The 13,355-nt window shown below is 33.6% G+C and carries 10 protein-coding genes and 1 pseudogene; 9 read left to right on the top strand and 2 right to left on the bottom strand.

Features of this window, described 5'->3' with window-relative positions; all coding sequences use genetic code 11:
- Window positions 1–30: 30 nt before the first annotated feature.
- From OH814_RS13110 to OH814_RS13100, 3 genes are all read left to right on the top strand, one after another.
- Window positions 31–1,950 carry a hypothetical protein gene (locus tag OH814_RS13110; RefSeq protein ID WP_308828455.1) on the top strand — a complete coding sequence of 640 codons (1,920 nt, stop codon included), beginning with the start codon at window positions 31–33 and terminating at the stop codon, window positions 1,948–1,950.
- Window position 1,951: 1 nt separating this feature from the next.
- Window positions 1,952–2,527: a hypothetical protein gene (locus OH814_RS13105; protein ID WP_308828454.1), complete on the top strand. Its 576-nt coding sequence runs from the start codon at window positions 1,952–1,954 to the stop codon at window positions 2,525–2,527.
- Window positions 2,528–2,655: 128 nt separating this feature from the next.
- Entirely contained in the window at window positions 2,656–3,606 is a 951-nt protein-coding gene (locus tag OH814_RS13100) for a 2-oxoglutarate and iron-dependent oxygenase domain-containing protein (RefSeq protein WP_308828453.1), read from the top strand.
- A 178-nt stretch (window positions 3,607–3,784) separates the two neighbouring features.
- On the opposite strand, the gene OH814_RS13095 is transcribed toward OH814_RS13100, so the two are convergent.
- Window positions 3,785–4,633, bottom strand: coding sequence for a GLPGLI family protein (locus tag OH814_RS13095; protein ID WP_308828452.1), 849 nt, complete (start codon window positions 4,631–4,633; stop codon window positions 3,785–3,787).
- 89 nt (window positions 4,634–4,722) lie between these two features.
- Entirely contained in the window at window positions 4,723–4,866 is a 144-nt protein-coding gene (locus OH814_RS13090; protein WP_164463152.1) for a hypothetical protein, read from the bottom strand.
- 129 nt (window positions 4,867–4,995) lie between these two features.
- Between OH814_RS13090 and OH814_RS13085 the strand changes: the two are divergent.
- From OH814_RS13085 to OH814_RS13060, 6 genes and pseudogenes are all read left to right on the top strand, one after another.
- Window positions 4,996–5,106: pseudogene (locus tag OH814_RS13085) on the top strand (isopenicillin N synthase family oxygenase); the annotation flags it as partial.
- Between the two features lie 370 nt (window positions 5,107–5,476).
- On the top strand, window positions 5,477–7,522 hold the full coding sequence (locus OH814_RS13080) for a prolyl oligopeptidase family protein (protein ID WP_374990576.1): 2,046 nt from the start codon (window positions 5,477–5,479) through the stop codon (window positions 7,520–7,522).
- A gap of 266 nt (window positions 7,523–7,788) precedes the next feature.
- Window positions 7,789–9,906 carry a methylmalonyl-CoA mutase gene (scpA, locus tag OH814_RS13075; protein WP_308828450.1) on the top strand — a complete coding sequence of 706 codons (2,118 nt, stop codon included), beginning with the start codon at window positions 7,789–7,791 and terminating at the stop codon, window positions 9,904–9,906.
- Window positions 9,907–9,910: 4 nt separating this feature from the next.
- Window positions 9,911–10,420 carry a hypothetical protein gene (locus OH814_RS13070; protein WP_201133004.1) on the top strand — a complete coding sequence of 170 codons (510 nt, stop codon included), beginning with the start codon at window positions 9,911–9,913 and terminating at the stop codon, window positions 10,418–10,420.
- A gap of 86 nt (window positions 10,421–10,506) precedes the next feature.
- Window positions 10,507–11,007 (top strand): hypothetical protein, encoded by a 501-nt coding sequence (locus tag OH814_RS13065; protein WP_308828449.1) that lies wholly within the window; start codon window positions 10,507–10,509, stop codon window positions 11,005–11,007.
- Between the two features lie 599 nt (window positions 11,008–11,606).
- Window positions 11,607–12,998, top strand: coding sequence for an RtcB family protein (locus OH814_RS13060; protein ID WP_308828448.1), 1,392 nt, complete (start codon window positions 11,607–11,609; stop codon window positions 12,996–12,998).
- The last annotated feature ends 357 nt before the right edge of the window (window positions 12,999–13,355 follow it).

The raw sequence follows: 13,355 nt of genomic DNA, 5'->3' as shown, positions 1-13,355 counted from the left end.
TTAATTAAAATATTAACTAAGGCACAGTTTATGAAAAAATTATTTAATGACGAATGGAGCGATGATCTCTCGGAGTTTAATATCATTTCCATAGAAGATTTAAGCAAAGGAATATTAGGGAAAGGAAAAGATCCTTTTGAAGGAATAAGAACCAATAAAACATTTGATGAAATTTCCAACGAATATGCATTAAGCACCCCTTTTGGAAAGAAAAGTACTTTTTATAAACCCACAACTGAAGATTACGAAACACTATCTGAAGATTTTTACACAGGTGGAATTAATTATGAACTTCTTGCAGAACATTTAAAAGGGAAATTAGGGTTGATAGAAGCATTTTTATTTGATCCGGAAATTTACTTTTTAGGAGACAAAGCTATTTATTCAGGTTCGTCTTCAATGGGTATTCCTGTATTCAGTAGTATTAAAAACAACAGATCTTTTGTATATAAAAAAGGAGAGCAAAAAGTTCAGGCAACTTTTGACTTAGCTAAGCTGAATACCAGAAAGAATTTATTAAGCAGTTCTTATAATTTTGGAATCTATTTTGACAACTATAAGATAACTTATAATCTTAACTTTATTTATAAAGATGGAGAAGATAAAAAATTTCAAGATGCAGAAACTAAGCAAACATCTAATCCTTCTGACTTTAAGCTAAATGATGAATACGTAGCTATTAAGCTATTTACATCAAGTGTTGATACACTTTTAGAGTTTTTACGAATTGTTAAGGGAGATTCTAATGTAGAATCAGTGAGAAAATCTATTATCCATTATTATCAAGGTTTCTTTGCAACTGCAAAAGGTAATCCTGATATTATTGATGGCTTATATGAAAATATTCCTGATTTTGTTTTGGAAGTTCTTACTGATGAAATGCTTTGGAAAGATTTTATTTCCCTTTCTGAAAAAACTATTAATGTATATGGTACTAATGAGAATCTTTCGGTTATTAACTTATTGAAAGGAGTAAAAAATCCAAATTGGTGGTACAATCAAATTAATAAAAATCCTGAATCTGTCCGTAAAGTATTTGAAAAATTTAATAATAAATATATTAAGGAATTAATTACTACTTTTTCGAGAATTGGCTATAAAAACTGGGCAATTAAAGAACTTGAACAAGCATGGAAATTTGATGTTGATTATAAAGATTATAAACCTTCTGATGATGTTAATGATCCATATATAAGGTATACTGGTTTTGCTTATTATCTGGAAAAAGAAAAAAAGTATAGAGTTGGAACAGCGTTATTTGGGTATGATAACACTTCTATTGTAATGCCATATAATGAAAAGGAAATCGGAAATAAAATTGAGTTGCCTTTTAGTCCTATGAAAATGGTTTTAGATGGAAAAGATTTACATATCCCATGTTTTGTTGCTGAATATTTTACTAATAAAAAAATAGATGAGGAGTTTTGGATAGTTTTGAATAATATTGCCGCAGGGTTGTTACCTGAAATTGAGGCAAAATTAATTGGAAGCATTCTTAAAAATTTAAAACAAGAAAGCGAACTTCTAAAGAAACTGCGTAAGTTTACAAAAATAAAAAACACAGTTCCAAATGAGTCTATGCCAATAGATGGTAAATTATATGGGATTGTAGAAGTGGAAAACGGATTACTTAAAATAGATGGACAAATAATTCCAAAGTATGGATCCGTTGATTTTGTAGTTACAACAGAAGGAAAATTGCTTTTAGGAAAAAAACATCATTTTTTAGGCAATGCTCAGGATGTGTTAGCAGCAGGAACTTTAAAAATCGTTAAAGGAAAAGTCTTAAACATAAGCAATTTTTCAGGACATTATGCACCATCAATTGATGAAGCTACACAGTTTCCTGAAATTTTTAAAACTTTAGGTATAGATTTAGAAAAAGCATACCTTGAAACAATGGAGTTAATAAATAATAAACCTGTTTTTAAAACGACAAAAATAAAATAATATGCAAACAATAAATTATATAAAATCAATAATTGAAAATCCTAAAATTGACTATACCGAAACTCTGAAAGATTATTTTAAAAACGAAACCAAGAGTATTAAAATTGAAACTTTTATTAATGCAACAAAAGAAGGAATTATTACGTCTATTTTTCAATCAAATCAGGAATTATGGATAGACTTTGATAAGTCAGATTGGATAGTAGTTTTAACAAGTATTGACAGAATAGATATCCTTGAAACTTTTGATATTAAATTAATAAATACTAATTGTTTCGATGATTTAAAACTACTTAATAAATATTTAAAAATCAATCCCTTTGAATTGTTATTTGAAGCAAAAGATACAATTGCAAAAGAACACGTAATAAATTGCTTTAAATTTGGAATTCAATTTTCTGGTTTATTTTTTGAAGATGAAGCTTTTTTTAAGGAAACGTATGATGATTTTTGGAATATTTCATATAATGAACTTAAAGAATATTCTCAAAGTCTAATTACGAATGGTTGCAAAAAACGATTAGATACTCCAGAGGAATTATCTTCTTGGTTAGAAGAGAAAATAAAAACAATCTAAAAATTTTTCGATTTTTATTATCAAGAAAATTTCAAGTAACTCTTTTTCCAATTTTACTACTTAAGAAATGGAAAAGCATAAATTAATAACAAAAATCTGTAAATTAGCCCACGTAAAATTTCTATAAAATGGATAAAATACCTAGTGTAGACCTGCGTGATTTCCTTTCGGACAACCCGGAACGCAAACAGAAATTTGTAAATGAAATCGGAAAAGCTTACGAAGAAATTGGTTTTGTAGCCTTAAAAGGACATTTCCTTGATGATAAACTCGTAGACGATCTTTATGGAGAAGTAAAAAACTTCTTTGAACTTCCAACAGAAACCAAACAAAAGTATGAGATCCCAGGAATTGGGGGACAAAGAGGGTATGTAGGTTTTGGTAAAGAAACGGCAAAAGGTTTTAAAAAAGGTGATTTAAAAGAATTTTGGCATTTCGGACAGTATGTTTCGGATGACTCAAAATACAAAAGCCAATATCCTGACAATGTAATCGTTGACGAGCTTCCAAAATTTAATGAGGTAGGTAAAGAATCCTACCAAATGCTTGAAAAAACAGGAAAATATGTTTTGAGAGCTTTAGCTTTATATCTTGGTCTTGATGAATTTTATTTTGACGATAAAATTGCAGAAGGAAATTCCATTCTTCGACCAATTCATTATCCTCCAATCACTCAGGAACCAGATGATGCAGTAAGAGCTGCCGCTCACGGAGACATCAACTTAATCACTCTTTTGATGGGTTCTCAGGGAAAAGGTCTTCAGGTACAAAATCACAAAGGTGAATGGATCGATGCCATTGCACAACCCGACGAATTAATGATCAACGTTGGAGATATGCTTTCGAGACATACCAACAATAAACTGAAATCTACGATTCACAGAGTCGTTAATCCGCCAAGAGAATTGTGGGGAACTTCAAGATATTCTATTCCTTTCTTTATGCATCCGGTAAGCGAAATGTCGCTGAATGCTTTAGAAAACTGTGTTGACGAAAACAATCCAAAGTTGTATGAAGATACAACAGCCGGAGAGTTCTTGCATGAAAGATTAATTGAATTAGGATTAATAAAAAAATAATTTTGAAACCGAACTTTTTAGTTCGGTTTTTTATTTTCAACAGTATCATTTTTGTCTATCTGTGGGAAGAATTACTTTTCACAGATTTCACATATTGACACAGATTTTTTAAGTTAAGCTTTTATTTGTTGATTTTCAACCATTTCGTAATGCTTTGTAAGTTGTTGATATGCAATATTTAATTTATTTTATATAATTGTAAATCAATATAATTGTTATTTTTTAACATCTGTTTTTCGACATACTTTTTTTCTTCTCTTTTCTTTTGCGTAAAATCTATTTCATTTCCATTATTATCAAAACTTTTACCATTTAAAAGACCAGGATTTATATTCATAAATTGTTCGGTGGCACCCATTGGATTTCTTTTAAAATTATTCCAAATTTTATTAAATTCAGATTTATTTATTTGAATAGGTGTTAAATACTGTTTATAAATAAAATTTGTTACTGCGTTTGCTACTTTATAATTTGCTATTAATAAAAAAGAATGCTGGTTTTGTAAATCATTTATTTTAACTATTAAACCAGGAAGGTTTGCAAAAACATATGGACCATCATGTATTAAAATGTCTTGTGTAAACCAAGCTTCCCATGTACGTCCGCCATAATTGATTTCAGCTTTTTGACAATTGTAGTTTTGTATTATTTTTTTTTCTTTTGTAAGCTTCCAATTTGTTAGCGGCTGCTGTATAACTTTAAATGGTTGAATACCAACATACTCAATAGAATAAGTGCTTTTTTTACTTTTAAAAACATTATTAATAAATAGACCTTTAGAGAGTTTAATGTTAGCTGGATTTTCATTATTTTTAATAGCGTTCGCAATAGCTGAATCTCTCTTTGCGCCAATATTACTAACAAATTCAGTATGGTTATCAAAAACTTCTAACCTAGTTTCTTCATATAGCAAACTATCTATCTTTGTTGAATCGGCAATAAATTTATATGAATAAATAAATCGATGAGTTTGAGAATAACAAACAAAAGGTAACAGGAATAAGACGAGATAAGTAAATTTCTTCATTGAGTAGTATTTGATTTACATTTATTAAAAACCATTAACCCCCAAAAAGCTATGGGTTAATCTTGTAAAAGTCTATAATTTCTTAAAAATTACAATTTACCTGTATTATTGTCTGGTGATGGAGGGTTGTGAACATTAACACTAGGTGTTGAAGATAAATCTTTTAAATCATTCTGCAAACTTCTTGTTCCGTCACCACAGGAAGTTTCCAATCCGCCAGAAATACTTGACAATAAATTCTCAGAAACAACTGCTCTTTTTCATCAAAATATTTCTTTCTGCTTATTTTTAGAGCTTGTGATAATTTTAGAAAATAAATTGCTAGAAACTAAAAGTATTTAGAATCGTTTCAGCGATATTCTTTAGAAAACTGTGTTGACGAAAACAATCCAAAGTTGTATGAAGATACAACAGCCGGAGAGTTCTCGCATGAAAGATTAATTGAATTGGGATTAATCAAGAAATATATCTGATCTATAAATTCTAATATATAATTAAGAAAGACCTCTATTCGTAGAGGTTTTTTTGCTCTAAACAGTTGGATGCGATAAAAATACATCGTACAGAAAGTCTATACGATCCTATTAAACTTTTCGTAGATCTGCATAATATCTAAACTGATATTTTAAACTCTCTGTAAACTTACAGAATGCTTAAACCAGTATTTTAAACTTAGTGAAGATTGATTTAGCTTAAAATCTGAGACTTTAATCTGTCGGTATACAGAAGCTTTTTTTATTCCCACAACTTTACGTATTTTTGAGAAAATCCTTCATAATGAATTTTAAACCTATATTTTTAACAGCCGGAGTATTGTTCTCGGCTACAGTTTATTCTCAAAAAATGAATTATCCTAAAGCGATCAAAGGAAATCAGACAGATACTTATTTCGGAACAGGCGTTGCAGATCCATACAGAGATTTAGAAAATGATTCAGCCCCTACCAAAAAATGGGTAGATGAAGAGGTTGCTTACAGCCAAAATTATTTATCGAAAATTCCTTTCAGAGATCAGATTAAAAAGCAATTGACAGATATTTGGAATTACGAAAAGATTGGTGCACCTTTCAAAGAAGGAGATTTTACATATTATTATAAAAATGACGGTTTGCAGGCGCAATCTGTACTCTATAGAACCAACAATAAAACAAAAACAACAGAAGTTTTCTTAGACCCGAATAAGTTTTCAGACAAAGGAACAACTTCACTTTCCAGCTTATCTTTCAACAAAAAAGGAAATTTAGCAGCATACTCAATTTCAGAAGGAGGAAGCGATTGGAATAAAATCATCATCATTGATGCCATTACCAAAAAGCCGATCGATGAAACTTTGGTTGATGTAAAGTTCAGCGGAATTTCTTGGCAGGGTGATGAAGGTTTCTATTATTCAAGCTACGACAAGCCGAAAGAAGGAACGGTACTTTCCGGAATGACCGATAAGCACAAAGTGTACTTTCATAAATTAGGAACAAAACAATCTGCCGATCAACTGATCTTTGGTGGAGATAAAACTCCAAGACGATATTTGGGAGCTGGAGTTTCTGAAGATCAACGATATTTGATTATTTCAGCGGCAAATGCAACCAACGGAAATGAATTGTACGTTAAAGATTTAAAGAAAGGAGGCGATTTCGTTCAAGTCAACAAAGGTTTTGATATCAATGTAAATATTGTTGATACAGAAGGGGATAATCTTTTTATTTTTACCGATAAAGATGCTCCGAATATGCGTTTGGTAAAAACGACCATTCAAAATCCATCTCCTGAAACATGGCAAGATGTTATTCCTGAAACAGAAAATGTGTTGGGGATTTCCGGCGGCGGAGGTTATTTCTTCGCTACTTATATGGTTGATGCGATTGATAAAGTAAAACAGTTTGACAAAACAGGAAAGCTGATCAGAGAAATTTCTCTTCCTGGGAAAGGTAATGTCGGTGGTTTTGGAGGTAAAGAAACAGAGAAAGAAATGTATTATTCTTTCAGCAATTACATTACTCCGGGAACAACGTACAAATTCAATGCAGATACCGGAAAATCTGAAGTTTACCAAAAACCGAAAGTGAAATTTAATCCTGAAGATTATGTTTCTGAGCAGGTATTTTATACATCAGAAGACGGCACCAAAGTTCCGATGATGATCAATTATAAAAAGGGGATCAAACTGAATGGTAAAAACCCTACGATTCTTTATTCTTACGGTGGCTTCAACATCAGTTTACAACCATCTTTCTCCGTAGTTAATGCGATTTGGATGGAAAATGGCGGAATTTACGCTGTTCCAAACATTCGTGGCGGAGGTGAATACGGTAAAAAATGGCACGATGCAGGCACGAAAATGCAGAAGAAGAATGTATTTGAAGATTTCATCGCAGCTGGAGAATATTTGCAAAGTAAAGGTTATACATCAAAAGAATATATGGCGCTTTCAGGAAGATCAAACGGAGGTCTGTTAGTTGGAGCAACGATGACGATGCGTCCTGATTTGGCTAAAGTTGCCTTCCCGGGAGTGGGCGTTTTAGATATGTTGAGATACAACAAATTTACTGCTGGAGCAGGTTGGTCTTACGATTACGGAACTGCCGAAGACAACAAAGAAATGTTTGATTATTTAAAATCATATTCACCGGTTCATAATGTAAAAGCAGGAACTTGTTATCCGTCAACAATGATTATTACAAGTGATCACGATGACAGAGTAGTTCCGGCGCATTCATTCAAATTTGGTGCAGAATTACAGGAAAAACAAAAATGTGCAAACCCTATTTTGCTAAGAATTGAGAAAAATGCAGGTCATGGTGCCGGAAGAGCAACGGATCAGGTAATCAGTGAAAATGCTGACTTGATTTCTTTCGCTTTATATGAAATGGGCATTAAAAAGCTAAATAAATAATCAAAACTTATTTAGGTTTAAATGAAAGCGAGATTGTAATAGTACAGTCTCGCTTTTGTATTTTATGTTACTAAGAAGTCCTGAAAGGACGATTTAACGAAGAATAGGATGAAGTCCTATTAAATTAAACAAGTTGATAAAGCCTAAAGAGCTATACGTTAAAAGATTCTTTATTTTAAGCATTTAATCTTACTTTTCCTTCCTAAAAATCAATCGCAAAACATTCTCTCAAAAATGCTTATTTTTAAAATCTTAAATCTGAAGAAATGAGAAGGGAAATAAAGAATAAAATTCCTCAATTTAATATATCTGAAAATCAGCAGGAAATCTACCAATTTGAAAAGGATGGACTTGAGCTGAAATCAAAATACACAGCAGAAGATGTAAAAAATAAAGATATCGCTGATGCCTCTCCGGGAATTGCACCTTTTCTAAGAGGTCCTTATTCGACGATGTATGTTCAAAAACCTTGGACCGTTCGTCAATATGCAGGATTTTCTACAGCTGAAGAATCTAATGCGTTTTATAGAAGAAATTTAGCTGCCGGACAAAAAGGACTTTCCGTTGCCTTCGATTTGGCGACACACAGAGGTTACGATTCCGATCATGCACGAGTTGTTGGAGATGTTGGTAAAGCTGGTGTTGCGATTGATTCTGTTGAGGACATGAAAATTTTATTCAACGAAATTCCTTTAGATGAAATATCGGTTTCCATGACGATGAATGGGGCGGTTTTGCCGATTCTTTCATTCTATATTGTAGCGGCAGAAGAGCAGGGTGTTTCTCAGGATAAGCTTTCAGGAACCATTCAGAATGATATTTTGAAAGAATTTATGGTGCGTAATACGTACATTTATCCACCAACACCGTCCATGAAAATTATTGCTGATATTTTTGAATACACTTCGAGAAATATTCCGAAATTCAACTCGATTTCAATTTCCGGATATCATATGCAGGAAGCTGGAGCAACTCCCGTTTTAGAAATGGCTTATACTTTAGCTGATGGTTTAGAATATGTAAGAACTGGAATTAAAGCAGGAATGAATGTGGATGATTTCGCACCAAGATTATCTTTTTTCTGGGCAATCGGGATGAATCATTTCATGGAAATTGCTAAAATGCGTGCCGCGAGATATATTTGGGCAACGCTTTTAAAGCAGTTTAATCCTCAAAATCCAAAATCTTTAGCTTTAAGAACGCATTCACAAACTTCAGGTTGGTCTTTAACAGAGCAAGAACCATTTAATAATATTACGAGAACAGCGATTGAAGCTTTGTCTTCAGCTTTAGGCGGAACTCAGTCTCTTCATACCAATGCTTTGGATGAAGCGATTGCTTTACCTACGGATTATTCGGCAAAAATTGCAAGAAATACACAGATTATTCTTCAGCAGGAAAGCGGAATCTGCGATGTTGTAGATCCGATGGGGGGAAGTAATTTGGTTGAAAGCCTTACGCAGCAAATGATCGAAGAAGCGATGAAATTCATCGATGAGGTAGAAAAAGAAGGCGGAATGACGAAAGCCATCGAAGCCGGAATTCCAAAAATGAGAATTGAAGAAGCTGCTGCAAAAAAACAAGCTAAAATTGACAGCAGTGAAGAATTTATCATTGGTGTCAATTCATTTAAATCCAGCTTAAAGCAAACACCAATCGATATTTTAGATATTGATAATACTGAAGTTCGTAGAAAGCAGATTGAAAGATTAGATTCAATTAAATCAAACAGAAACAGCGAAGCTGTAGAGCAGATTTTAAATGAAATCCGAGAATCTGCGAAAACAGGAAACGGAAATCTTTTGGCATTATGCATCGAAGCGGCAAGAAGGAGAGTGACTTTAGGCGAGATGAGCGATGCAATGGAAGAAAGTTTCGGACGTTACAAAGCCAATATCAGAACGATACAAGGAGTTTACGCTATGAATGCAGGTAAAAATGAATACTTTGGAAAAGCACTTGAGCTTACCCAAAAATTTGAAGAAGCAGAAGGTCGTCGTCCAAGAATTATGGTGGCAAAAATGGGGCAGGATGGTCATGACCGTGGTGCAAAAGTGGTAGCAACTGCCTTTGCAGACATGGGATTTGATGTCGATGTTGCGCCGTTATTCCAGACTCCGGAAGAGGTTGCAAAGCAGGCGGTTGAGAATGATATTCATATTTTAGGAGTGTCAAGTTTGGCGGCTGGTCATAAGACTTTGGTTCCGCAGGTTGTTGAAGAGTTAAAGAAATTGGGTGCCGAAGATATTACGATCGTTGTGGGAGGAGTAATTCCACAACAGGATTACGAATTTTTGTATGCAAACGGAGCTGATTTCATTTTCGGTCCCGGAACAAATCTTCCTAAATGTGCGGTTGATATTTTGAATAAATTTTTAGCGTAATCAAGTGAATGTTTTAATTGAGAAATCTGATGTTACGTGGCTGGTTCAGTCTCATAAAGGGTTTTCTCCATTTAATTATGATATTTGTGTAGATTGGGCGATAGATCTACTGCAGAAAGAAATTGTGACGGATAACATTCAAATGCTTTCCGCATTTTCTAAACCTACAGATACTTGGGAAATTAAACCTTTTGTAAGTAAAGTTTTAAAAGAATTTAATCTTGAAGAATTTGAAGGGGAAAAAGCAGTTCAAAGTCGATCTTATTATTATATACAGAAGATTGTTAATGGTGAGAACGATGTGCTTTCTTGTCTCGAAAAACTATCCAGAATTTGTGTAGAATCAGAGTATGAAAAAAATGTTTATCCGTTTTACTTATTATATTATTCATGGGGAGATTTAGAAGATTTTAAGATGAGTTTCCACTATCAAAATGTCACTTTTAGCAATTTTAACGAGACGGTTTTAAAAGAGGCAAAAATTTGGATTGCAAATTTCGAAAATCTAAAATAAATTTCCCAGAAATGTAATTTAACATTTCATTAGACTTCAAATTGCACAGCTTTTGTACTGTAAGACATAACCAAAAATAAAATGTTATGGCCTATACAGTAGTTTCAGTATTTCCGGAAAATGTGAATACCGAGGAAATAAAATCAGAATTAAAAAATAACGGATTTCTTGATGCAGACATTATTGTTTCGAAATCAAGGTTTGATCAGGAGTCTTTAAATAATGAATACGAAGATGATGAAAAAACAAAAAGTTTTTGGAATCATGTTTTTGTGAATGATAACGAGATTTTAGCGGCTTACAGCAAAGAAAGTGTAGGGAAAATCAACTTGGTAGTTTATGCTTCCAATCTTACAGATGCCCAAAACGCAAAAAAAATTCTCGATCAATATGGAGCGTTAAAAATTTACAATAAGCCTTCTGTTAATCAGAATGAGTCAGAGACTGCAGGTTTACCGGAAGATGTTTACAACGGAATTATTGCAAAAGCAAAGCACGATGTATATTTCCTAGATAAAGAAAGAGTGTATTCCCCAAACAGCAACGGAATGGGCGATACAATGGATAGTTTAGGATCTAAAGATTAAGTTTAAGAAAAAAATAAAGAATGCCTGGATAAGAAATTATTCAGGTTTTTTTGTGAAAAAATTTTGTTTTTCAGAAAATTGTATATCTTTGCATCTGAAAATCAAGTTTAACCATTAAAAAAACAACGAAGCAATGTTCAAATACAATCAACATTCATCAGTAGGATTGCCTTTTGCAAAGGCGAGGCTTCGTGGTTTGGTACATTCATAGAACAACAGTATATTGAAATATCAAAACCCGAAGTCGTAAGATTTCGGGTTTTTTATTGCGCAATATTTCAAACTCAAAACGTTTCCCCGAAATCATTTTTTTTAGGAGCTTAATCCCGCTGTCCACTGTATCTTTTTTGCCAACGCTTTTTCAAGCCAACGCAAAAAAGGATGCCGTTTCCATCGGGGCTAATAAACTCCTGTCAATCAAAACCTCATAGGTTTCAAAAACCTATGAGGTTTGAATAACATTGTCATTCTCACGAAGGAAGATCTCTTTCAAAAAGATGTCAAAAACAAGATCAACTAAAATTTCAGTTGGTGAAATGTCAGATGCAAAAATGTCTTTCATCTAGCGTCTGATATCTAAACATTTTATTAAAAAAACAATGGGAAATTTAAAACTTAAAGGAAAAGATATATTAAAATTAGGCTATCCAAATAATCAAAGCGTAAACATCGCTTTGGAAGTCATGAAAAGAAATTTTGCAACGAAAAATATTCATCATGTAAAATCTCTTTTAAAGGAAATTCTGGTCAATCCGGAAAATTTTGAGAAAGATTTAACCTTCGGACAAATCGCAGAAGCCTTACTTTCATCCAAGAAAACAGAAAAAAGAATGCTCAACACAAACAGAACTTCTTTTCAGATTTTCGGAAATAATATTTCGGATGAAGCAAAGAATCAATTGTACACCGCATTGAAACTTCCAATTGCAACGCATGGAGCTTTAATGCCTGATGCACACAGCGGTTACGGGCTTCCGATTGGTGGAGTTCTCGCCGTAGAAAATGCTGTAATTCCTTACGGAGTCGGCATGGATATCGGCTGTAGAATGTCGCTCAGTATTTTGGATACGCCAATTTCATATCTTGACGGAGCAAGAGATAAATATGAAAAAGCGCTTGCCGAGCACACCAAATTCGGGATGTATGAAACGCATAAATCTCACGTCGATCACGAAATTTTCGACAGAGAAACGTTCGATATGATTCCGATTTTGAGACGATTAAAAGGAAAAGCCATCAAACAAATGGGAAGTTCCGGCGGCGGAAATCACTTTGTAGAATTCGGAGAAGTCGAAATTACGGAAGAAGACAAACAAATCAATCTTCCGAAAGGAAAATACCTCGGAATTCTTTCACACAGCGGCTCGCGTGGTTTGGGAGCAGAAATAGCTCAGTATTATTCGAGAGTTGCAACAGAGCAATGTCCGTTGCCAAAAGAAGCCCAAAACTTCGCCTGGCTAGATTTGAATACGCATCTCGGCTTAGAATACTGGACGGCAATGAACCTTGCAGGCGATTACGCTTCGGCTTGTCACGACGATATTCACAGAAGATTGGTAAAAGCTGTTGGAGGAAGAGTAAAAGCCAGAATTGAAAACCATCACAATTTCGCCTGGAAAGAAATCCATAACGGTAAAGAAGTGATTGTTCACCGAAAAGGTGCTACTCCGGCAAATGAAAATGAATTGGGAATGATTCCCGGATCGATGACCGCAAAAGGTTTTATTGTTCGCGGAAAAGGAAATCCGGATTCATTGAACTCAGCTTCACACGGAGCAGGACGAGCTTTTTCAAGAGGAGAATGCAGAAATCTTTTCACTCAAAATGACATCAAAAAAGAATTAAAACTCAAAAATGTCACTTTGATTGGCGGAAATGCCGAAGAAGCACCAATGGCGTACAAAGACATCAACGAAGTCATGAATGCACAAAGTGAATTGGTAGATATTCTTGGAACTTTCCAGCCTAGAATTGTGAGGATGGATAAGTAAAATGGTTGATGGTTATAGTTGTCGGTTGTTGGCAACGAGCCTGCCAAAAATAATTAATAAACTGAGTTTGATAGTTAAAATAGTTTTAAAACATCAATAGGAATGGGCTTTAGCCCATTTTATTGAGGATGATGAAGAGTTGGCTTTAGCCAAAATATATAACAAGTTTCGGCTAAAGCCTTTGATTCTGCATCATCTACATCGGGCTAAAGCCCGAAGCAATTGATAAATTTTCAACTGTAATATTCAATATTTTAATAAGTGATTTTTAATCAAACTCAATGTAATAACAAATAGTAATAACAAGGAGAAAAACCATAGCCTCGATTGCAGCGGCATCCTTTTTTTGCATTGGCT

This window comes from Chryseobacterium sp. CFS15 (assembly GCF_031118795.1).
Lineage (GTDB): Bacteria > Bacteroidota > Bacteroidia > Flavobacteriales > Weeksellaceae > Chryseobacterium > Chryseobacterium indoltheticum.
This window is presented reverse-complemented; position numbering and strand designations above follow the sequence as displayed.